Origin of the sequence: Paenibacillus sp. WLX1005, from assembly GCF_046603685.1 — a bacterium.
Lineage (GTDB): Bacteria > Bacillota > Bacilli > Paenibacillales > Paenibacillaceae > Saccharibacillus.
In genome coordinates, this window is the sequence record NZ_CP176756.1 from 4802744 (window position 1) to 4825809 (window position 23066).

17 protein-coding genes are annotated in these 23066 nt (G+C 44.4%); 3 read left to right on the forward strand and 14 right to left on the reverse strand.

Translation table 11 applies throughout. The features are described 5' to 3' along the window. Positions 1-183 precede the first annotated feature (183 nt). The 4 genes from ACE3MZ_RS20535 to argC form a co-directional block, all read right to left on the reverse strand. A complete protein-coding gene (locus ACE3MZ_RS20535) occupies positions 184-1422 on the reverse strand; it encodes an acetylornithine transaminase (protein ID WP_411343946.1) in 1239 nt (412 codons plus the stop codon). Positions 1423-1499: 77 nt separating this feature from the next. Further along, positions 1500-2309: an acetylglutamate kinase gene (gene argB / locus ACE3MZ_RS20540; protein ID WP_411343947.1), complete on the reverse strand. Its 810-nt coding sequence runs from the start codon at positions 2307-2309 to the stop codon at positions 1500-1502. Between the two features lie 212 nt (positions 2310-2521). Continuing rightward, positions 2522-3748, reverse strand: coding sequence for a bifunctional glutamate N-acetyltransferase/amino-acid acetyltransferase ArgJ (gene argJ, locus ACE3MZ_RS20545; RefSeq protein WP_411343948.1), 1227 nt, complete (start codon positions 3746-3748; stop codon positions 2522-2524). A 124-nt stretch (positions 3749-3872) separates the two neighbouring features. After that, positions 3873-4925 carry an N-acetyl-gamma-glutamyl-phosphate reductase gene (argC, locus tag ACE3MZ_RS20550; protein WP_411343949.1) on the reverse strand — a complete coding sequence of 351 codons (1053 nt, stop codon included), beginning with the start codon at positions 4923-4925 and terminating at the stop codon, positions 3873-3875. Positions 4926-5265: 340 nt separating this feature from the next. Here argC and ACE3MZ_RS20555 point away from each other — a divergent pair, with 340 nt between their 5' ends. Further along, on the forward strand, positions 5266-5823 hold the full coding sequence (locus ACE3MZ_RS20555; protein ID WP_411343950.1) for a DUF6386 family protein: 558 nt from the start codon (positions 5266-5268) through the stop codon (positions 5821-5823). A 106-nt stretch (positions 5824-5929) separates the two neighbouring features. On the opposite strand, the gene ACE3MZ_RS20560 is transcribed toward ACE3MZ_RS20555, so the two are convergent. From ACE3MZ_RS20560 to ACE3MZ_RS20605, 10 genes are all read right to left on the reverse strand, one after another. Further along, complete coding sequence (locus ACE3MZ_RS20560; RefSeq protein ID WP_411343951.1) at positions 5930-6826, reverse strand: YitT family protein; 897 nt, start codon at positions 6824-6826, stop codon at positions 5930-5932. A gap of 228 nt (positions 6827-7054) precedes the next feature. Further along, entirely contained in the window at positions 7055-7903 is an 849-nt protein-coding gene (locus tag ACE3MZ_RS20565) for a hypothetical protein (RefSeq protein WP_411343952.1), read from the reverse strand. A gap of 158 nt (positions 7904-8061) precedes the next feature. Further along, the gene (locus tag ACE3MZ_RS20570) at positions 8062-9252 is read right to left on the reverse strand and encodes a pyridoxal phosphate-dependent aminotransferase (RefSeq protein ID WP_411343953.1); all 1191 of its coding nucleotides are present in this window, start codon (positions 9250-9252) and stop codon (positions 8062-8064) included. A 397-nt stretch (positions 9253-9649) separates the two neighbouring features. Further along, positions 9650-10763 (reverse strand): peptide chain release factor 2 gene (prfB, locus tag ACE3MZ_RS20575; protein ID WP_411343954.1). Its coding sequence is split into 2 segments (ribosomal slippage): positions 9650-10690 and positions 10692-10763, totalling 1113 coding nucleotides; the frame shifts between segments, so codons are not numbered across the junction. Between the two features lie 186 nt (positions 10764-10949). Further along, on the reverse strand, positions 10950-13412 hold the full coding sequence (secA, locus tag ACE3MZ_RS20580; RefSeq protein WP_411343955.1) for a preprotein translocase subunit SecA: 2463 nt from the start codon (positions 13410-13412) through the stop codon (positions 10950-10952). 739 nt (positions 13413-14151) lie between these two features. Continuing rightward, complete coding sequence (gene hpf, locus ACE3MZ_RS20585; RefSeq protein WP_411343956.1) at positions 14152-14724, reverse strand: ribosome hibernation-promoting factor, HPF/YfiA family; 573 nt, start codon at positions 14722-14724, stop codon at positions 14152-14154. A 575-nt stretch (positions 14725-15299) separates the two neighbouring features. Then, the gene (locus ACE3MZ_RS20590; protein WP_017815470.1) at positions 15300-15497 is read right to left on the reverse strand and encodes a cold-shock protein; all 198 of its coding nucleotides are present in this window, start codon (positions 15495-15497) and stop codon (positions 15300-15302) included. Positions 15498-15677: 180 nt separating this feature from the next. Next, positions 15678-17453, reverse strand: coding sequence for a glycosyltransferase (locus ACE3MZ_RS20595; protein ID WP_411343957.1), 1776 nt, complete (start codon positions 17451-17453; stop codon positions 15678-15680). A 44-nt stretch (positions 17454-17497) separates the two neighbouring features. After that, a complete protein-coding gene (locus ACE3MZ_RS20600; protein ID WP_411346871.1) occupies positions 17498-19687 on the reverse strand; it encodes a glycosyltransferase in 2190 nt (729 codons plus the stop codon). Between the two features lie 45 nt (positions 19688-19732). Next, the gene (locus ACE3MZ_RS20605; RefSeq protein ID WP_411343958.1) at positions 19733-20809 is read right to left on the reverse strand and encodes a glycosyltransferase; all 1077 of its coding nucleotides are present in this window, start codon (positions 20807-20809) and stop codon (positions 19733-19735) included. 314 nt (positions 20810-21123) lie between these two features. Between ACE3MZ_RS20605 and ACE3MZ_RS20610 the strand changes: the two genes are divergently transcribed. Both ACE3MZ_RS20610 and tagD read left to right on the forward strand, forming a co-directional pair. Beyond that, positions 21124-22623, forward strand: coding sequence for a CDP-glycerol glycerophosphotransferase family protein (locus ACE3MZ_RS20610; RefSeq protein WP_411343959.1), 1500 nt, complete (start codon positions 21124-21126; stop codon positions 22621-22623). Then, the gene (tagD, locus tag ACE3MZ_RS20615; protein WP_411343960.1) at positions 22620-23045 is read left to right on the forward strand and encodes a glycerol-3-phosphate cytidylyltransferase; all 426 of its coding nucleotides are present in this window, start codon (positions 22620-22622) and stop codon (positions 23043-23045) included. Before ACE3MZ_RS20610 ends, tagD begins: the two co-directional genes overlap by 4 nt. Positions 23046-23066: the final 21 nt, after the last annotated feature.

Here is a 23066-nt window from a genome sequence, read left to right on the forward strand (position 1 = left end):
TATGCGGATTAGGCATACGGCACACCGATCTGTTCTTTGTATAGTATGCACGCTATATCAGGTGCACGATTGTATGATTAGGAATCGTATGGTCAACCTATATTATTCATGCGTATGCAACCGATTGGGTGCATCAAATGAGTGGAAATGCACAAAAAATAAGTGGAAATACACACGTTTCGCTTACTTGCCGTTCGGACTGCCCGCCGTTACGACTGGCGCATATTCCTGAATAATCTCGCTCAAAAGAGTGATCGCCTGATCAATTTCTTCTTTTGTGATCAGCAGATTCGGCAGCAAACGGATAACATTCGGACCAGCATTAACGAACAGCAGACCTTTTTCCTGTCCAACAAGAATGAGTTCGTTGATCGGACCTGCACATTCGATCCCGATCATCAACCCTTTGCCGCGAATCTCCAATACAAATGGATGATCTGCAAATTTGTCATGCAGCTGTTGATTCAGATAGTCGCCCATCTGTGCAGCATGTTCGACTACATGTTGCTCCTGTAACGTTTCCAGTGTTGCGATTACCGCTGCGGTTGCGAGCGGCGTACCGCCAAAGGTCGAACCGTGACTGCCTGCGCTGAATGCTTCTTTCAGATGAGCTTTGCCAACCATCGCACCAACGGGGAATCCGCTTGCCAGACCTTTTGCCAGTGTGAAGATATCCGGTTCGATACCGTAATGTTCAAATGCCAGCAATTTGCCAGTACGTCCCATACCGGTCTGAATCTCGTCGATAATGAGCAGCAGACCATTTTGTTTGCACAACTCTGCTACTGCCTGTACATACTCCACACCTGCCGGATGCACGCCGCCTTCCGCCTGAATCATTTCTAGCATGACAGCAGCGGTATGCGGTCCGATTGCATCTTGCAGGGCATCCAGATCGTTCAATGGAACAGTAATAAAGCCTGCTGGTAGTGGATGGAAGCCTTCTTTCACTTTATCCTGTCCGGTAGCAGTTAACGTTGCCAATGTACGACCGTGGAATGACTGGGTAAAGGTAATGATCTCGTAACGCTCTTCGCCTTTGATCTTTTGCTGATACTTACGCGCCAGTTTGATCGCCGCTTCGTTCGCTTCCGCACCGCTGTTACAGAAAAACACCGCGTCACCGGATGTCATCGATGTCAGCATTTGCGCCGCTTTTTCCTGATTCGGAATCTGGAACAGATTGGACGTATGCCACAGTTGATCCAGTTGATCCTTCAGCTTGGCTGTTACACGTTCGGGAGCATGTCCCAGATTGGTTACTGCCAGTCCGCACATAAAGTCCAGATACTTCTTACCGTTGACATCCCATAGATAACTTCCTTTTCCTTTGTCAAAAGCAAGTGGGTATCGCGCATACGAAGGGAATAACGCACTTTCGGTATTTGCTGGTGATTGCTGGTTGTTGATCGGATTAGCCATGCTGGTCACGCTCCTTAATCGTTGGTTTACACTGTTCGTTAGAGAATTGGCACTTGCTGTAATAGTGAACGTTACACTTACAGTACGGTACTTCGCACAATGCGTGTGCCAACAGCATCGCCGTTCAGTACCCGGCTCAGAATGCCAGGCTCACTGCCATCCACGATAATCACTTCTTGTACATCACCTTGAATGCAGGCAATCGCTGCTTTGACTTTGGGGATCATGCCGCCATAGATTTCGCCAGTTTCGATCAACTGCTCAATGTCTGCGATTGTTACTTGCGGCAGTACTTTCTTTTCGCCGTCCACTTGCTTCATAATGCCCGGTACGTCGGTGACCACGATCATGCGTGGTACGCCAAGGTGCGAAGCAACCGCTCCCGCCGCCGTATCGGCATTGATGTTATAACGTTGCCCGGTAGCATCGACACCTACTGGAGCGATGACCGGCATATAGCCCAGATCAGTAATGGAGCGGATAATGGATGCCTCTACATAAGTGACATCGCCCACCAATCCGACTTCCGCGGAATTGGCAACCGGTTTGGCCTGAATCAGACCGCCGTCGACACCGGAGATGCCGATAGCTTTTGCCCGGCTGCCCTGAATTCGTCGGACGATCTGCTTGTTGATGCTACCCGAAAGCACCATCTCCACGACATCCAGCACTTGTTCGGTCGTTTTGCGTAATCCGCCGACAAACTCGGTTTCAATCCCTAATTTGCCCAGATTGTCCGAGATCGCCGGGCCACCGCCATGCACGATAACTGGCTGAATACCAGACTCCTGAATCTGCTGCAAATCTGCAAAAAATGAATCCGGCAGCGCCGCCAACGTACTGCCGCCACATTTCATCACAAAGGTACGGGCTGTCTGTTCTGTCATATCCATATCCTCCATTCTCCGATTGTCTATGTTGTATTGTGGTTCTATTGTAGATAAATGATGTATCTCGTTTCTGAAAATATCGTTGGATATCGCTTGGTATGAAAGTCACTCGTTACATATATTTAAACGTCATAGCCGATATGTACACTGGCAACAACAACCTGCCCTGTCGTTATTGCCATCATAATATTAAATTCCCAATTCCATGGTTACGTACGATACGCCGCATTGATACGCACATAATCGTATGTCAGATCGCAGCCCCATGCGAGTGCGCTACCTTCCCCATAATGCAGATCGACCACAATCTGTACCGTATCGCCTTTCAAATATTCCAGCGCCGCATCTTCATCAAATGGCACTGGACGCGATCCAGTAAGCACGACGATATCTCCAAGGCGAATATCGACTGTATTCACATTTACCGGTTCGCCAGCACGCCCAACCGCCGCAATCACACGTCCCCAGTTGGCATCTGCACCAAACATAGCAGATTTGACAAGACTGGAACCAATGACCGTTTTGGCAATCGCTCTGGCGGACAGATCACTAATTGCACCGTTGACCACAACCTCTACAAGCTTGGTCGCTCCTTCGCCATCGCGGGCAATCGCTTGTGCCAGATGCTCACATACATGGCGGAATCCAGCAGCATATGCTTCCCAATCAGCATGCGCTGGCGTCAGTTCCTCATGCTCTGCCAGTCCGCTTGCCATTGACACCAGCATATCGTTGGTACTCGTATCGCCATCAACCGTAATCATATTAAACGTACGATCTGTCGTATCGCGTAGCAACTGATGCAGATGAGCAGATGAAATCTTCGCATCCGTCGTCATAAATGCCAGCATCGTCGCCATATTGGGGTGAATCATGCCCGACCCTTTGGCTGCTCCAGCGATGTGAACAGTAACACCATTCACTTTCACCGCTACACAGATTTCCTTTTTCACCAGATCGGTCGTCAGAATCGACTGGCAAAATGCTTCTGCATGCTCCGCCGTATTGCCCGTTGCCGCAGCCAGATTATCGATACCGGAAGTGAGACGATCCATTTTCAACAGTTCGCCGATGACACCAGTCGATGCAACCGCCACATCGTCTTCATGCAAATGAAATTGCTGCGCCGTGCGCGCACGCATCGTATACGCATCCTGCTCACCTTGCTGACCAGTACAGGCGTTTGCATTACCACTATTCACAACGACAGCGCGCAGTGTACCATTGGTTAGACTTTCGCGAGTCACTTGTAGCGGTGCCGCCTGAAACAGATTCGTCGTATATACTGCCGCCGACGCTGCCGGAACATCACATACGATAACGCCTAGGTCGTTACGCTCTGTCTTTTTCAATCCGCAATGCAGCCCTGCTGCCTGAAATCCTGCCGGTGTGACGATTGAACCGTTCTGAACCTGTTGAAATGCTTGATCTGACATGATATCTCCACTCACTTCCTGATCGACGATGTAAATTTGAGAAGATGTATTTGTAGAAAATAGATACTCTATACCGATATGTGCATGATCGCGAGATCAGCAGCGTCATTGTTGATCGTATCTGTTAAGGATACACCGGAATCATGTTGAGTCCGAGATTCTCATCCCAGCCCATCATCAGATTCAGGTTTTGAATTGCCTGACCGGCAGCACCCTTGACCAGATTATCAATGACCGACACAATCGTCATACGACCGGTACGCTCATCCAGTGCAAAGCCGATATCGCAATAGTTGGAACCTGCTACCTCTTTGGTAGATGGCCATTGTCCTTTGCTCCGTACACGGACAAATGGACGATCTTTATAATAATCGCGGTACAGATCAATCCAGTCCTGCTCGGAATGATTGCCTGTCGCCGTCATATACATCGTACTCATAATACCGCGTGTCATCGGCACGAGATGGGTTGTAAATGTGACTGTCACTGGCTTACCTGCGACTTCACCAAGCACCTGCTCGATTTCTGGAATATGCTGATGCTTGTTGATTTTATACGCTTTGAAGTTTTCATTCATTTCCGCATAATGGGATGTCAGGCTGGTGCCTCGTCCTGCACCAGATACGCCGGATTTGGCGTCAATAATGATCGTATTGGTATCCACCCAACCAGCGTCCACACCCGGTAACAGACCGAGTAGCGTCGCTGTTGGATAACAGCCGGGATTGGAGATGAGTCGCTGACCTGCTACACTTGCGCCCTTACGTTCGCATAATCCGTATACCGCTTCAGCCAGCACATCCGCCTGCGGTGCTGTATGCTTGTACCATTGCTCGTATACAGCTGCATCCTTGAGACGATAATCGCCAGACAGATCGATCACTTTCAGACCTGCTTCCAGATATTGCGGAGCCAGTTCGCCGCTCACACCGGATGGTGTCGCCAGAAAGACCAGATCTGCTTTTTGCGCTGTTTCGGCAGGATTCACACCGTCCAACTCCATATCCAGCAATCCATTCAAATGTGGAAATTGATCCGACATCGGCTTGCCACTACTAGAAGCCGAGATTACCGATGCAATCTCTACTTGTGGATGATGCTGCAAAAAACGAATCAGTTCCACCCCGCCATAGCCGGTGGAACCTACAATTGCGACTTTTAGTTGATCTGAACTCATCTTCCATTCCCCCTGTTCCTTGCTTCTACGCCATATCATACGTTGCCAATCTGCTTCATCTATCGCTGTTGCTGTATCGATGTTGGCATGGCTCCGATTGCTGAGGTGGCGGTAACGTCTCCGATGAATAAGCTGTGTATTATTATACATCATATGTAATATAAATACAACTTTGCACACAAACATTATTTCAGCCTGACAGTTTATCATATCTCCGTTATGGTGCGGATTCCTCTCCAGATGATGATAGAGCCGTGTCATGTTAAAATAAAGACAAAGCATGATCCCAGCTACATCGTTATCCTTAGTTTATACCAATGTGAACGGAGTGAGTTCTTCGATGCATTCATCATTTTCCTTTACAACCGATACAGCCGCTCTCTCGATCTTCGACTTGCAAGCTATTCGTCATCGAATCGACGATACGTCCGATTGGTGGACGATCGAGCAAGATGAATTGGAAGAAAGCAATTATGGTCGCATCCTATTCTTGCATGTAGAACATGACGGTACATACGATGTGCATATCGTAGCGCATATTGAGCAGCCGCAAATGTCCGGTATGCTGTATGTTCCATCAGGTCAACTGTTCGCAGGTGCAGCCGAGGATACAACCGGCGGCGATCTGGAGCCAGATGATTCCTCGGCTGTATCCGGTCAACTATGGACGATACGCCCCGGTGTATATCAAGTGCAAGCTGCTCGACAACAACAGTCTATCCAAATGGCGCTGATCTGGTTAGCAGATACTCCCTCTGCAATTCCCAATTCTAATCGTCCCACATCAGCCGAATCTGAAATCAACACGACGTCTACAATTAATCCGATACCCAGTCATGCCAGCCCTTCCGTGAATAACGTCATACTGAACAACTTGAACCAGCGCCTACGCCTTTAATTTAACATCTGCCTGCGGTCTGCGCTTCTCACCATATCCAATGAAACGATTTACCAAAAAAAGAGCATCACACCTCTACGTTCGAAGTGTGATGCTCCTTACCATTTCATCCCGGTAGCTTAAACCCTTTCCCCAGCACCTCATGCGCATTGCTAATAATGACAAACGCCTCTGGATCGACCGACCGCACAATCGTTTTTAAGCGGCTAGCTTCATTTTGCCCAACAACAACCATGAAAACAGTACGCTCATCCCCCGTATAACCGCCCTCTGCATTCAGCTTCGTTAACCCGCGATCCAGATCATTCAGAATCGCCCGCTGCATTGCCTCGACTTCCTCGGAGATAATATAGGCAACTTTTGAATTGCTAAAGCCCAGTTCTACCGCATCAATCATTTTACTCGTCACAAACAACCCGATCAATGCATACAGCGCCTGTTCTGGCTTGAGAAATATCGCCGCCAGCAGAATCACCGTACCATCGGTCATCACCACACAAAACGACATGCTAAACCCGGTCAGCTTATGAATCATCTGCGCCAATATCGCCATGCCACCAGTCGATCCGCGACCACGAAACACAATTCCCAAGCCCAGACCTACACCAATTCCTCCATATAGTGCGCCGAGCAGCGGATTCGTCGTCGGCGCGGGAATATCCCGCGTGATGTATACAAACAATGGTAATACAATTGTGCCCAGCAGCGAACGAATACTAGAATGCCGCCCCAGCACAAAATATCCCGCCACAAATAGCGGAATATTAAACACCCACTGCGTATACGCCGGTTCCACGCCTAACACTTGCGCCGCAATAATCGAGATGCCCGCCACGCCACCAGACGCAATATGATTAGGCAGCAAAAACAAATTAAATGCCAGCGACATCACAAACGCGCCCATAATAATCAGCGCCGCATCCCACGCATTGCGCAGCGGCCCTGTCAAAGGAATCACCGGCGGCTTCCGCCTGCGTCCCGTTGTTGTCAAAGAAGTCATCATCTCCACTACCACCCATATCCACAAATTGATAAAACCAACATTTTAAATATCTAATAGGTTCCCATACAAGAATCATCCCATTCCCAATCCGATTCCCATCATCTATCGCGGCTTTTATTGTAGTAGAAAAGTCCATTTCCCGAAAGAACACGCGGCAAACGGGTGATACTTTAACCCGGGAGAGAACCAAAGCGGCACAACAGAGACGAATAATTGGAATAAAGCCAATCAGCCAAAATAATTATCGATATTACTTGACGCGTAATAGCCATTTTTTAATTTGAAAATAATTCGTTCCTCATCCAGTGATTGTAGAACAATTTCTTTTTCCAACTCTTCCAACCAAGCTATTTTTATTCTTTTTATAAAAATAGTTATCATAAACTGGATCAGGATAACGATAATGCCTATGGCGAAACCGTCAAATAGTTGTTTCCAGAGTAAATTATTAAAATTTACCGTTTGTATTATACTGTAGGTAAGATACGCATGAAGAAATATAGATGCCCCTGTCCAAATGAGCATCATACTAATTTTTCGATCCCGTGTTACATATAATTCAGATTCTAATATTGTAGACTGTTCAAGCCTATACTTTTTAATTTGAATATATACTAACATCATAAAATCGTAAAAATATCGAATACTATATAATGCAAAGTATAATTCAAATACGTAATACCCTTTAGTGTGACTTATAGCAAGTAATATCACGTTAATTGATACATTCACCAAATTAACAACGGCATCAAATACTTGAAGAATCATATTACCTTTATGATCAATATTCTTCTTTTTACTGTAATAGAAATTATGAATCTTATCATTTCTCACATACACATTAAAAATGTCGAACGTCGAAATCAAAATATTTGTAAAAAAAGCATACCCAACTATCACAACCAACCCATGTTTTTGGATGTTAACGATGTCGGGATATAACCAGTAAGCTAACCCCAATAAGGCGACTGCTATCACCCAATTGTTTAACCCACCAGACATTATTTTTTGTCGTTCACGCTCCTGCAATCGATTTATATAGTCCAACCACTCTTTTTGTGTGTTCATACGTTCCATTTTGACTCCGCTCCTTAATGATCATCATTCGTCCACTTTCACACCAAAAAGACTGCGCTTTACAGATAATACACTCCACCTGTAAAACGAAGCCTTTTCTATTCACATTGACGTCGAATGTCAAAAGATACTGCTGTTATCCTATCTCCAATCCAATCTTACCGTAACCACGTCGTCGCTGAAGCCTTTCGCACCAACAATTCATAATACCGCCCCAATCGATGCAGCCCCTCTTCTAGCAACTCCACACTGCCTGCAAAACAAATTCGCACGCGGTGCAGCCCCGCCGGACCAAATCCTTCCCCCGGTGCTACAATCACCTTCTCTTCATGCAACAATCCAAATGCAAATGGCTCCGAAGTCATTCCCGTTGCCGAAATGTCCGCCATAATATAAAACGCCCCCTGTGGACGCGAATGCGGAATTCCGTACTGCTCCAGCAGCTCGCACGCACGATCTCGCTTCGCTTTATAGCGCAACCGCTCTGCCTCTACATGGGACTGATCCCCATTCAGCGCCGCTTCGCCCGCCTTTTGCGTAAACTCCGCCGCACAGGTCGTTGTCGGCTCCAACAGCTTCCATATTAGCTCCGTCAATTCCTCCGGCACGATCATATAACCGAGACGCCATCCGGTCATCGCATACCCTTTGGAAAAGCCATTCACGCTTACAATCCGATGCGCCAGATCTGGGCGTACTTCTAGCGGACAACACACTTCGCCATCGTAAACCAACTCATCATAAATCTCATCCGAAATCACAAATAGATCGTGCCGCTCCGCCAGTGCCAACAGCTCCTGCCATACCTGACGCGGATACACTGCTCCAGTCGGATTACAAGGCGAATTGACAATAATCGCTTTCGTTGCTGGAGTGATTTTGGACTCCATATCTTGCAAATCCGGTATGTATCCATCTTCCGCCCGCGTAGCATAATACACCGGCTCTGCATGTTGCATACACAGCATCCCCTCATAATTAGGATACCCCGGATCTGGAATCAATACTTCCTCACCCATATCAACCAAAGACAGCAAAATCGCATGCAGCGCACTCACCGCACCTGTCGTGACCACGACACGCCCCGGATCGATCTCTATGCCATATTTACGCTGCATCCGCGCTACAATCGCCTCACGCAGCGAAGGCAAGCCCGCATTGGATGTGTAATGCGTATAACCCGCTGCCATCGCCATTTGTCCCGCTTCGACGATATGTGCCGCCGTATCACCCTCCGGCTCGCCAATCTGTAACGGAATCACATCATCATATTGCGTAGCTGCCACCATAATTTTACGAATGCTATTCGGACGCATGTTTTGTCTATGTACAGATGGTTTCCCTCTCATCGTCTCCACCGTCTCCTGTCTCTGTAAATTAAAATCATTATCCATCCCCATCTATTAGATTGCAAGATGACATAAGCAAGTCACTCATACATTCAATCCGTACATCCAATATCACTAAGCACCATGAACGATGAGCATATCTCTGATCGTCCACACTTCATATCTGTACACAAATCAGCCAGATCTCCACATACACAAACCAGATCTTCCTATATATCTATCGTCTAACAAAAAAAGCTCCGGCATCCCCTCCATCGCTGGAAAAGCATACCGAAGCTATCTATCGATCTTATTGTATTAGCAGATCACGATTGACTCCTTTGGTACCAATACCAACTAGAATATACAAGCTGCAATCACAATACAACTCATCCATTCTGTCAGTATCAGCCAATCATTACTCTACCTCAATCTTCAACTGACTACGCAGATAACCGTCGATAAACGAATCCAGATCTCCGTCCATCACAGCACCGATATTACCGGTTTCCACTTGCGTACGATGGTCTTTGACCATGCTGTACGGATGGAATACATACGAACGAATCTGGCTACCCCAAGCGATTTCGGATTGCTCGCCGCGGATTTCTTCCAGATGTTTACGTTCTTCTTCAATCTTACGCTCATACAATTTGGAGCGCAGCATTGTCATTGCACGCTCACGGTTTTTGATCTGCGAACGCTCGGTTTGACAGCTGACTACTACACCGGAAGGAAGATGCGTAATCCGAACAGCGGAATCCGTAGTATTGATATGCTGACCACCGGCACCACTGGCGCGGTACGTATCGACTTTCAGATCTTCTGTACGAATCTCGACCTCAGCATCATTCGTAATCTCAGGCACCACATCACACGATACAAACGACGTATGACGACGACCCGACGAGTCAAATGGGGAAATACGAACGAGACGGTGTACGCCTTTTTCTGCTTTCAGATAACCATAAGCATTGTAGCCCTTGATCAGCAGCGTAACGCTCTTGATCCCAGCTTCGTCACCCGGCAAATAATCCAGCACTTCCACTTTGAAGCCGCTTTTCTCCGCCCAGCGCGTATACATACGCAGCAGCATTGAACCCCAGTCCTGAGACTCCGTACCGCCTGCACCCGGATGTAATTCCAGAATCGCATTCAGCTTGTCGTACGGCTCATTCAGCAGCAATTGCAGCTCGAATTCCTCGACTTTTTTGACAAGTGCAGCGACACCTGTTGTCACTTCAGCTGCCAGCTCAGCGTCGTTTTCCTCGTCTGCCAGCTCAGCCATCAGACTCACATCGTCATATTCCTGTTGCAGCTTATTGTACTGATCCACAGAACCTTTGACTGCATTCATCTCAGCAATGACCGCCTGTGCAGATTCATTGTCGTCCCAGAAATCCGGTGCAGACATTTTCACCTCAAAGTTCTCGATCATTTCATTTTTGAGATCTAAGTCAAAGAGACCCCCTAAGATTTGATAGTTTCTGCGCCATCTCGCGCAGATCATGCTTTACATTTGGTTCGATCATTGAACATTCACCTCATTTAAAATTTAAAACGCTACTTTCATTATACATACCCCAGTAGCAGCATGCTGCTTCCATCCTGCTCGCCTCGTCAATAATCCGAGAAAAGACACCCACGATAACAGTGAGTGTCTCTCTGCTCTATCCATATGCCACACAATGCCGTGTGGACATACTATGTTGCTTGTTTTATTTCCGTCTGCGACGACGTTCTTCGCGGGAAGGACGTTTCTCCGCCGTTTCGGAACTGTTCGTGCTGACTTTGCTTGTATCCACAACCGCTTGACGCTCTTGTTGACTCTGACTTTGAATTTGCGCTCTCATCACATAACCGGCAACCTCTTCTTGAATGTCAGCGATCATTTGGTTGAACATTTCAAAGCCTTCGAATTGATATTCGCGCAGCGGATCAGTACCGCCGTAAGCACGCAAGTGAATACCTTGGCGCAGTTGCTCCATCGCATCGATGTGATCCATCCATTTGCGGTCAACCGCACGCAGTACAACCACTTTCTCGAATTCGCGGATCGTTTCTTCGCCAATTTCTTTCTCACGTTGCAGATAGTATAGCTCTACACGCTCAAATAGGTAATTGACCATTTCTTCTTTTTCTTTTTCTTCCAGCTCTTCCTTGGTTACATGGGTCGTTTCAACGAGGAAGTTGTTGTTAATATAGTTCGCAACTTCTTCCAGTTCCCAGTTTTCCGGAATATCGTCATTACAGTGAACTTCAACGACACGTTCCACACAAGGTTTGATCATTTGCAGTACAACTTCACGAATGTTGTCGGACTCCAGCACTTCACGGCGCTGTTTGTAAATGATCTCGCGCTGTTTATTCATCACATCGTCATATTGCAAGACGATTTTACGCATATCAAAGTTACTACCTTCAACACGGCGTTGTGCAGATTCTACAGCACGAGTGATCATACGGCTCTCAATCGGCTGATCTTCTTCAAAGCCGAGTTTTTCCATCATGTTCATCACGTTGTCCGCGCCAAAACGCTTCATCAGTTCATCACCGAGAGACAGATAGAACTGCGTAGAACCTGGATCACCCTGACGACCAGCACGACCACGCAGCTGGTTATCGATGCGGCGAGATTCGTGACGCTCGGTACCGATGATGTGCAGACCGCCCACTTCGGCTACGCCTTCACCCAGAATGATATCTGTACCGCGACCTGCCATGTTCGTAGCAATCGTTACCGTACCCGGTTGACCAGCACGTGCAATGATTTCCGCTTCTTCTGCATGGTATTTCGCGTTCAGTACTTGGTGCTTGATGCCTTTACGTTTCAGCATTTCGGACAGCAGCTCGGAGTTCTCGATCGATACGGTACCGACCAGCACTGGCTGGTTTTTGGCATGGCGTTCTACGATTTCTTCGACAACTGCACGGAATTTGCTTTGTACGCTCTTATACACAACGTCTGGAGAATCCTGACGTTGATTCACACGGTTCGTTGGAATTTGCAATACTTCCAGACCGTAGATTTTTTTGAATTCTTCTTCTTCGGTTTTCGCTGTACCGGTCATACCAGCAAGCTTGCGGTACATACGGAAGTAGTTCTGGAACGTGATCGTTGCCAGCGTCATACTTTCGTTTTGTACTTTGAGGTTTTCTTTCGCTTCAATCGCTTGGTGTAGACCATCGCTATAACGACGACCTGCCATCAGACGACCGGTAAATTCATCGACGATCAGAACTTCACCCTCGGACTCAACATAGTCAACGTCACGGTGCATAATAACATTCGCTTTCAGCGCTTGTACTACGTGGTGGTTAATCGTTACATTTTTATTGTCATACAGGTTTTCGACGCCAAAGAAGTTCTCGGCTTTTTCTACGCCTGCTTCAGTCAGTGCTACGGATTTTACTTTGATATCTACAGTGTAGTCATCTTCCGCTTTCAGACTTTTCACAAAACGATCAGCTGCAAAATACAGCTCTGTCGATTTTTGTGCCTGACCCGAGATGATCAACGGTGTACGTGCTTCGTCAATCAGAATCGAGTCGATCTCATCAATGATACAGAAGTGCAACGGACGCTGTACCATTTGCTCTTTGTACAGCACCATATTGTCACGCAGATAGTCAAAACCGAATTCGTTATTCGTACCATACGTGATGTCGCAAGCATATGCTGCTTGTTTTTCTTCGTGCTTCATACCGCTCAAGTTAATGCCGACACTCATACCGAGATAGTTATAGATCCGACCCATTTGCAGGCTATCGCGCTGTGCCAGATAGTCATTGACAGTAACGACGTGCGCGCTTTTGCCTTCGAGGGCGTTCAGGTATACAGGCAGTGTACCTACCAGCGTTTTACCTTCACCTGTTTTCATCTCGGCAATTCTACCTTCGTGCAGTGCGATACCACCGATCAGCTGAACGTCAAAATGACGCATGCCCAGCTGGCGTTTAGATGCTTCGCGTACGGTTGCGAAAGCTTCCGGCAGCAACTGCTCAAGCGTTTCTCCCTTTTCGAGACGTTCACGGAACGCTGCTGTTTTGCCCTGAAGTTCTTCATGGGACAAAGCCTCAAATTCCGCTTCCATATTATTGATAATGTCTACGGTTTTCATAATCCGTTTGACATCACGTTCATTTGAATCACCAAAAATTTTCTTAACGAGTCCTAGCATGGTTAACCCCTTTCGCGCAATACAAAGATAGATTATTGAATAATGGAACAGATACGACGCTTCCGGGGGATTATTCAATAATCTCAGTTGCAATAAATTGTACCAGTTTCAGGGAAGCGCCGCAACAAAACAGCCCTGCTGCCCTGCGATTCACCGGATGATGTTATACCAAAATGTAAATACGACCAGAGAAATCATATCCCGTGTCCGTAAAGTTCAATATGAAATTTGTTACGTAGTTTGTTACGTGGATAATAACTAACAATCTTGATTGTATATTGCATCCATTCGTTATCACTTGATTGTGACAGTATACTACCCTGTACCATACGCAACAACTTGCCATTTTGTTTCCAAAAATACGTTTTTTTCAGAAAAAAACGCAAAAAAAAGTAAAATTCGATAAAATGCCATCTTCATAGACGACCGTTGTTACCCGATTGCATACCCTGATTCGCTGTCTGGCAGGGTGTAAGTGCAGATGGCGAAATATGGATGTGCCGCATGCAATACCACCTAATCAGTATACTCTACTTTATAGTGGAATGCACTTGTTTGTTGAATGCTTTTCCAGTTTCTGGGGACACCAAAAAGAGCCTCATCCGCATAAGCGGACAAGGCTCCCATTACATATTCCATATCAGGGTTACAGCGGATACTGCGTTAACGTTCCATACGTACTCTAGTTGCCTGATCTACAATATCACAACATGTTGCCGGACAGGAATGATGCGAATCATTACTCCTGCTCGATCAGACCGTATTTGCCGTCATCGCGGCGATATACGACATTGACCTGCTGTGTGTTGACATTGGAAAATACAAAGAATGTATGTCCAATCAGATTCATTTGCAGAATGGCTTCTTCAACGTCCATCGGCTTCAGGAGGAAGCGTTTGTTACGGACGATTTCGTATTCATCAGTTTCCACTTCGATATCTTCGTCTTCATCAACCGCCAGCGAAGCGATGATTGGATCTTCCACGAAGAATGCTTTCAGGTTCTCGTCGTTTTGACGGAACTTGCGGTTTAATTTGGTTTTGTGCTTGCGGATCTGACGCTCCAGCTTGTTCACTACGGAATCAATGGAAGCGTACATGTCCTCGCTACGGTCTTCCGCGCGAAGCAGCAAACCCGGGAGTGGAATGGTTACCTCTACGGTAAAGCGTCCGCGATTGGAACTGAGTGTCACCATACCGTCGGAAACGGGCGGTGCATCAAAGTATTTCTCCAGTCTGTTCAGCTTTTTGTCCACATAATCTTTAATCGCATCTGTAACTTCAAAATGTTGACCTCGAGTAGCAAAATTCATGTGGCATTCCTCCTTTATCGAATTATAACATAGATGTCAGGTGTAAGTAAAAGGAGCGTTAACGTGGATTTGCAAATTATTAAAGCGTTAACAATTCCGATTCAACATTCTTCCTGTTTGCAACCCTGACTACAAAATAACACTAAATTGCAACAGCCGCTAAGTTAACTAAAAATGGTGTGAGATTGATTCGTATTTGTCGTCTACCATTTTGTATATTTAACGTTGCCGTTACTTTTTTGACTTAACCGATTTGGAGATTGTTAAACAGGTTGTAGCGATCCGACATCAAAATAACATATAGTTATGTGTGGAAATAGCGCATGACGATAGAGCAAAAGAATCATGCCAAAGCATCGCAACAACTCCGAATTGGGATACTATACTGCTTCTTTTTATTTATAATATTAGCTTCGTATACAAATACTTTTGTTTAAGTATGTACAAGATATTTATTGTTGGAACATGTAAAATATACACAAAAAGACCCCGGAATGACTTCCGGAGTCTTAGCTAATTGTTCAAATGTAACCATCAGAATTACCTATGTAAGGTCGGCAAAAGCCAAGGGATGATTATAATTTGATAACGTTAGCTGCTTGAGGTCCACGCGCGCCTTCGACGATGTCGAATTCTACGGATTGCCCTTCTTCAAGCGTCTTGAAACCTTCGGATTGAATTGCGGAGAAATGTACAAATACGTCGCCGCCTTCGTCAGTTTCGATGAAGCCGTACCCTTTTTCTGCGTTAAACCATTTCACTTTACCTTGCATGCAATAACATTCCCTTCGTTATCAAATAAAATAAGGCATCGCCTACATTTCTGAATATACCATTTTTGGTTTCTAAATGTCAATTGGAAAAGTAAAGGTTTTCTTGTAATTATATTACATAATAGAAGGAACATTTATATAGCAATTACAAAGAAACTATTTATTCCAAAATGTAGTGTTCTACTCACCATGTAACTCTTGTCGAATGTCCATCATTAGGTTCTGAATATCCAAATCGGGATTTTTTATTTGAGCCAAATAATGGACTGCGAGTTTCTTCTCTCCAAAGTTATATAGCATAATCCCCATATTCGATAATAGCTCTTCATTGGCTTCATTCCATTTCAATCCATTTTGGAACAGGGGCAGCACCAGATCATACTTTTCATTATTGTACAATTCAATAGCCAGATGATTGTATAGTACACTTCTATCTTCAGTGATGATTTTATTACCATCAATGTATGCTATGAGATCGTCCATATGAATCTCATTTGCCAATAACAGGTTGACCATACTAATTACAAACTCATCACTTTGAGGGACAAGCTCATCAAGAGATGATTGTACAATCGTTTGACCGCTGACAATATAATTTTCCACTTCATATTGGCGTTTGGTACTTGGATCGTGAATACTAATTTCAGCAATCTTATCAATTTGCGCCTGCTGTTCATCAGTAAGCGGTTGAGACACTTCGCCAATGCATTCTACATTTTTATAATTGGCTTTGTTGAATAAATTACGAAGCTCTACATGGCTGAAATGATGAAGCGGCACTTGATGCGCATAACCGATATATTCAGGTTTATATTGTCCGTTGATAAAATCAATAACATCCTCATAGAACATACCATTATGAACCTTAGCCAGAATCATCCCGTCACTTTTTACATATTTACGTATATCGGAGATTAATGCATATGGATTCGTAACATATTCAAGGACATTCGGTAGCAAGATATAATCAAAATACTTTTCTGGGTAATCCAAATCCTTCTCTATATCTCCCACGACAGCATTGGAGAAATGTGAAGCAATAGCAATAGCGGCTTTGTTAATATCCACCCCATGAAGTTCAGCATTCGGATATTGATTTTTAATCTCTAGCAGAGTCGCTCCGCATCCGCAGCCCAGTTCCAGTACTTTCAATTCAGCATCCGCATGTGTATTGATTTTTTTGATCAAAGTATAGTTAATTTGAGTGGCATAACCGGAATGGAAACCCCATTTTTGACGAAACTTTTCCTGATTGATATTCATGACATCTGTATATGAATTACCAGGTCTTGCTTTGAATGATACTGAACCAAAATGATGAATAAATGTATCTCTACACACCATCATTTTATAACCAGCCTGCAAAATTCTGAATGAATAATCGCTATCTTCAAAATTACCCGGCGTGAATATCTCGTCCAATACTCCGATTTGATCAATTACTTCTCTTTTGATTAGCATGCACAAGCCTACAAGCTTTATCCGTTCTTCCCATTTGTCAGGATTAGAGACGTTCATACTAATGGCAAACTGAAGCATATCTTCGATCGAATCATATGGAACAGGAATCATTTGGTGATTAGCAGAATTATTGGTGACAGGTCCAACAGCACCAATGGATTCATCGCTATACAAGCAGGTCAGCAGATTATCCAACCATTCTGGTGCTACAATGACATCATTATTCAGCAGCAGAACATTGTCTCCCGTAGCAATCGCAATCCCTTGATTACAGCCTTTGGGGAAGCCTTCGTTTTGCGAATTGAATATTGTCATAATATCCGTTTGCTCTGCTAGCCAATCTCTTGTTCCATCTGTAGACAAATTATCTACTACAATCAGTTCATAACTACCGGGGGTAGTAAATTTTCTAATGCTATCAATACATACTTTCGTATAGTTCAATTGATTGTACGTTAAAATAACAATGCTTGTTTTCATAGGTTGTGCAGTCATATGATTCATCTCCAAATGTCCTGACTTGATTGGCTTAGAGCTAGTTACAGGACTCCATTTATGTTTTGATAGATTCGGTCACGCACCTCACCAAATAAATGCCAATCGGTTTGTGTAGCATTATCACTACTTTCACGCTGCGAATATTCACTGGTAACTTCACGAATATGATAAAACCCACTAACATCACTAAGTCGAATCCAAAAATCCCAATCTTCTAAAACACCATAATCCTCATTAGCTCCGCCTATTTGAAGCGCCAAATCCCTCTCAAACAATGCTGTCAAAATCGGAATGTAGTTGGTTTGCCGTAGCAACATATAGTCAAAATCCTGAGAGTGTCTCAAGCTTTTGGATTTTGTCTGCCAATTATCGCCTTGTTTCGTTTCACTTCTTAATAGCGCATTCGAATATACCACTCGCTGTTCATTAAAGATCACTTCGCTCATAAGCAGCGCAATATGATTCGGATAAATCAGATCATCGTCATCCACAATATTAATATAGCTTCCTGTTGCTAGCTTAAGCCCTTGATTCAAAGCTGCTGCTCGTCCAACGGACTGCTCATATCTCTCATACAAATAAGGATAATTCAAATTGTCTAGTATATCCTGTACATCTTCTCCACCATCGTTAATAACGACTACTTCGATGGAAGTGTAGAACTGCCGATTAATACTTTCCAGACAACGCTGCAACAAGTCTTTTCTATTTTTGGTTCTAACAATGATGGAAACGGTCGGAAGATGATTCAGCTGACGCAATACTGTATTCAGTTCCTCATACATCATGCCCATCAATTGATCAAACAGATTCAAATCCAGCTCTCTCAAATCCGCAACGTATTTGATCGCCGTATCATAATCACCGATACTCATCAAAAAGTAGGCAATATTGAACATTAATTCTTTATTCTCAGGCTCAATCTGCAAAGCTGCTTTAAAGTAAGGAAGTACCCGTTCCACATGGCCCTGCTCAAAAAATAAAACGCCAAGCGTATTATACAATTCAAATTGGCGCTCTGATCTTTGTTTATACTGAATATGATCCATCAAAAGCTGATCTGGATATTCAGCAACTTGTTCATACAACGATTCTGGTTGAACCTGTTCAAAAACGGCACTCAGTTGACTTTTCTGAATGAGTAAGACGTAGTCGCTATATAGAAGCTGATCCTGTAATTGGGGATCGATCATATTTGTAATACTCCGAACAAATGCAGCGTCCATGGATAATGCAGGAATACCGTACGTACTCACCACATCATACTCTTGTTGTGTTACCAAATGCTTAATATCATCCAGCGTATAAGTAGAAGTTGGCGAATCATAAGACTGCTTGTCAGCATGACTCCAATTTCCGTTCAGCAAACGCTTGATGTTATTAGCATTCATCGCATTGGACACATTCAAAATCACTTGCTCTTTAGCATGCAATTGACTTGAGATTTGAGCCAGATATTGCTGAGGATCAGCTACGTTTTCCAATTGATTTGTTATAACTGCTATATCGTTTTGAGTAGTAGCCAATACCGCTTTTTTATCCGCGATAGCCAGCTCTAGTCGCTGCTTCTCTGGCTGTTTGTTCCATTTAAGCCTGAATCTTGCAATATCAGCATGCAATAGATCGTCCAATAAATATACACCGGCTGGTGCTTTGAAGAAATTGCGATCTCTGTACTGTTGAACTTGTACCTGATTCTGATTAGCCCGGGTCAAAAAATCCAATGCCATTAAGCGAGCAGTATGAAATTGCTCATCCAATCTCCCTATTTTCGCAAAGATATCGCTACTCATTACAAAGCATTCCATACTCAAATCGAACGGCTCAATACTGCTTAACTCCGAATTCAGTTCTCTTACATTCACATGAATAAACACACTAGCTGTCGAATTATTTAGCTGGTGCGTCAAACAAAGATTTGCCAGACCATCTTTGCTCATAAGTATATGATCATTCACAACCAAAATATGTTTGTAATTCGCAATCTCCAACCCTTTATTACAAGCTTGCGCATAATTGAGCTGTTGATGACTGAATAAGGTCAACAAACCACTTTGTTCAGCCAACCAGCTTGTAATCTCACTATTTGGGATTGTTTCTACCACGATCAACTCATAGTGCTGTTCTATCATATTTTGCTTAAGATGCTCCATACATTGAACTAGCTTTTCAAGACTGGCACCTGCAATCAAAACAACACTTAGCGTTTGCAAGTGCACCTGTTCATTCATCTCCACCAATACATCACTCCGTTCCGTCCAAATAATGATATCGAATTATGGAAACGTCAATCCTTTCAATCTGTCCATAGAAGGAGAATAATCGTAATCGGCAGCCAAAATATACTGCTCCTTTGCTTTTTCCAATTGCCCGGTCACTTCATAAAACACACCCAGATTATGATGCGCTGCAAAACTTCCGGTTCCGCGTACACTACCTTCCAGATCGCTCTCACCGATTTCCAGTGCACGCTGATAAAATTGCTCAATCAACGGCAACATATCGCCGTACTGCTCTGTATCGCTCAGAATCAGCTCTAGCAAATACAGCGCCGATACAAAATAAAAATCTGGATACTGCCCGAAATGCTGCTGTTCATTTTCAATGATGGATAATCCAACTTCCAAATGACCAGAAGCGATAATTGCATACATCAGATTGATTACGATACTTGCAGCATAATTCTCATTGCCCTGCATATGCAGATAGGCTTCTTTCCCATGCTGAAAAGCCAACTCATGCTGATCTAAACCACGATACTCCTTGGCAAGCTGATAATGGTAATATGGATCATTGGGTTGCTCCGCCAGCACAGCTTGTAGAATCGGAATATTGCGCTGACTTCTCGACTGCTCGTAATAGCCGTCATGTTGGATTTCAATATTTACAATTGACCGCGGATAATGAGACTGTACTTGTTCATGAATTCTGCCTTCATATCGGCAATCCGCTGGCAGTAATCTGGAAATATAACTTTGTTCATAATTAATACCATCTGTCCCTTTGAAGACATCGATGCGTTTCAAGCGTCCGATCTGTGTTACAGGCTGATTGATAAAGGTACGAATGGCTTCCCCACAATCGTTGGAAATATACTCATCTGCATCTAGCACCAGATTCCAATCACTAGTCGATTGGGATAATGCAAAATTACGCGCCGCTGCAAAGTCCTGCGTCCATTTGTAGTCCACAATTCTGGCATGGTATTGTTCGGCAATTTGCTTCGTGTTGTCCTGTGATCCGGTATCAACAATAACGATATCGTCCACATACGCAACTACACTATCCAAACAACGTTTTAGCGTCCGTTCTTCGTCTTTGACGATCATAACAAGCGTAATGGTTGGGTTCATAGTTCCTCCTTCCGCAACAGAAAGGTTTTCTTTATTTTGGGATTTATTTGGAAATCCAAGCCTTATAGCCTATTATTGGTATATAGTTTATTAAACACATTATGGCGTTTACTCTCGGCTCCGCCCTTATGTAATACGGAGTCTATTTCATTCATTTGCGTCTGCGCATTTATGAAAATGATTCACATTGATATTATCGACAAGCATAGACGGATTTTATATAGGCACAGGGGTATAAATTTCATGAGGCATTTATAGGAAACAGCGTTTATCCGATATAGTGTATAGGTACACATGATGAAAGGTGGGGAATTATGAATCAGCGTTTGAAGGTAGCTATGTTGATGAGCAGTTATTCCGGCTCAAATACGCTGGCGTTATATCGCAATATGCCAGACTACATCCGCGACAAATATGAAGTAGTGCTGCATGAACTAAATCATGCGCATCAGCATCCAGACTTTTACCATAGCGATGTTTACATCAATACACACGGCGAGTACCCATCCAATCCGGGCAAACTGAATGTAGAATTATGGCATGGCTTTCCGATCAAAGGCATGGCATTCATGGATCGTGAGGAGAAGACCGATCCAGCTGAAATCTTCGGCTACTGGTCGGATATCAATATCATTGCCTCTTACTCCCCTCTGTATAATACGTTGATGAACGCTTGTAACGGAGCGCGGATTGAGCAATACCAGATTACCGGTATGCCGCGCAATGACCTGTTGTTCAATGATAACAGTACACAGCGCTTAACGAAGATGATCCCGGAGCTAGCTGGTAAAAAGATTCTCTTCTTTATGCCAACCTTCCGCAAGTCTGTCGTTACTCCTGAGAAAATAGATGGGCGTAAAACCGAAAGCAATCTGTTCGGCTTTGAGCATTTTGATCAGGCAGCATTTGCTCATTTTCTACAGGAAAACAATTTGGCGCTAGTTGTAAAGCTGCACCCATTTGAGGAAGCTTATTTTCTAGATAGCTTCGCCGACTGGAATGCGCAAAATATTTATTTTCTGACGAACGAAATGCTAATTGCAGAGCAAGCGGATCTATACGAATTGCTTGGTGCAGCAGATCTACTGATGACTGATTATTCATCTGTGTATTTCGATTATATGCTGCTGGATCGTCCGCTGCTGTTCACACCTGTCGATCTGGAGCAATATCGCGAGACACGCGGGTTTCTGCTAGAGCCTTATGAATATTGGACACCAGGACCAAAAGCGCTCGATCAGCAGCAATTAACGGATGCCATCTCAGTTTATCTCCATGATCCGACAGCATATCGCGAGCAGCGGCAACAATTACTTCCTCTTATTCACACGTATACCGACAATCGTTCGGCAATGCGAGTATGGGAAACGATTGATCGTTATATCGTAGAACATGCTCACCAGATTGCCCAGCAGCAGCAGCATACGACGGAGAACCGGCAATTGCAGGAACAGATCAAGCAGTCGATCTACACGATGATTGAGCAAGGAAAAGTAATGGATGCAGAACGCTCACTGCAAGAATATTTGCAAACTGCCAAAGCTGACGCCGATGTCTTTTCGATGAAAGCGATGATTCACCTGCTCGCCGGACAATTGCAGGATGCCATCGATACGTTGAACAAAGGAAGCGAGTTCTTCCCCGGTAATGCCGATTTGATCTACAATCTTGCATACATGTATGAAAATGCGAGTGACTGGCAGAATGCCTCACTGCATTACCAGAAATTCATCTTGATGTCTGATAACGAAGATCTGAAGCAAGCTGCACAACAAAAAATACAGTTGCTCAAGCAGGAAGGGGCATGGGAATGAAGAAAATTATTACGTACGGTACATTTGATTTACTTCATTACGGTCATATTTTGCTGTTTCAGCGTGCACGTGCACTAGGCGATCATCTGACGGTTGCATTGTCTACAGACAGCTTCAATGCTATCAAAGGCAAACATGCACACTTTTCTTACATTGAGCGCAAAATGATGCTGGAAGCGATTCGCTATGTGGACGAAGTCATTCCCGAAGAAAACTGGGAACAAAAGAAGGACGATGTAGTGAATTACCATATCGATACGTTTGTGATGGGTGATGATTGGCAAGGTAAATTTGACGAATTGAAGCCTTATTGCAATGTCATTTACTTACCGCGAACACCGGACATCTCGACCACATCCATCAAGACCGATATTCGTCAGTCTGCCCCTGCTCCCTTCTCACCAAACACTGGCAATATGTAAATAAACTGATACAGGAAGGTA

Bases quoted from the DNA above. Each gene is read 5' to 3' on its own strand.
- hpf (WP_411343956.1), bottom strand. From the start codon at position 14,724: ATGAATTTTGCTACTCGAGGTCAACATTTTGAAGTTACAGATGCGATT.
- argJ (WP_411343948.1), bottom strand. From the start codon at position 3,748: ATGTCAGATCAAGCATTTCAACAGGTTCAGAACGGTTCAATCGTCACA.
- ACE3MZ_RS20610 (WP_411343959.1), top strand. From the start codon at position 21,124: ATGAATCAGCGTTTGAAGGTAGCTATGTTGATGAGCAGTTATTCCGGC.
- ACE3MZ_RS20570 (WP_411343953.1), bottom strand. From the start codon at position 9,252: ATGAGAGGGAAACCATCTGTACATAGACAAAACATGCGTCCGAATAGC.
- tagD (WP_411343960.1), top strand. From the start codon at position 22,620: ATGAAGAAAATTATTACGTACGGTACATTTGATTTACTTCATTACGGT.
- ACE3MZ_RS20600 (WP_411346871.1), bottom strand. From the start codon at position 19,687: ATGAATGAACAGGTGCACTTGCAAACGCTAAGTGTTGTTTTGATTGCA.
- argC (WP_411343949.1), bottom strand. From the start codon at position 4,925: ATGAGTTCAGATCAACTAAAAGTCGCAATTGTAGGTTCCACCGGCTAT.
- ACE3MZ_RS20535 (WP_411343946.1), bottom strand. From the start codon at position 1,422: ATGGCTAATCCGATCAACAACCAGCAATCACCAGCAAATACCGAAAGT.
- ACE3MZ_RS20555 (WP_411343950.1), top strand. From the start codon at position 5,266: ATGCATTCATCATTTTCCTTTACAACCGATACAGCCGCTCTCTCGATC.
- ACE3MZ_RS20565 (WP_411343952.1), bottom strand. From the start codon at position 7,903: ATGGAACGTATGAACACACAAAAAGAGTGGTTGGACTATATAAATCGA.
- secA (WP_411343955.1), bottom strand. From the start codon at position 13,412: ATGCTAGGACTCGTTAAGAAAATTTTTGGTGATTCAAATGAACGTGAT.
- ACE3MZ_RS20590 (WP_017815470.1), bottom strand. From the start codon at position 15,497: ATGCAAGGTAAAGTGAAATGGTTTAACGCAGAAAAAGGGTACGGCTTC.
- argB (WP_411343947.1), bottom strand. From the start codon at position 2,309: ATGACAGAACAGACAGCCCGTACCTTTGTGATGAAATGTGGCGGCAGT.
- ACE3MZ_RS20605 (WP_411343958.1), bottom strand. From the start codon at position 20,809: ATGAACCCAACCATTACGCTTGTTATGATCGTCAAAGACGAAGAACGG.
- ACE3MZ_RS20560 (WP_411343951.1), bottom strand. From the start codon at position 6,826: ATGATGACTTCTTTGACAACAACGGGACGCAGGCGGAAGCCGCCGGTG.
- ACE3MZ_RS20595 (WP_411343957.1), bottom strand. From the start codon at position 17,453: ATGACTGCACAACCTATGAAAACAAGCATTGTTATTTTAACGTACAAT.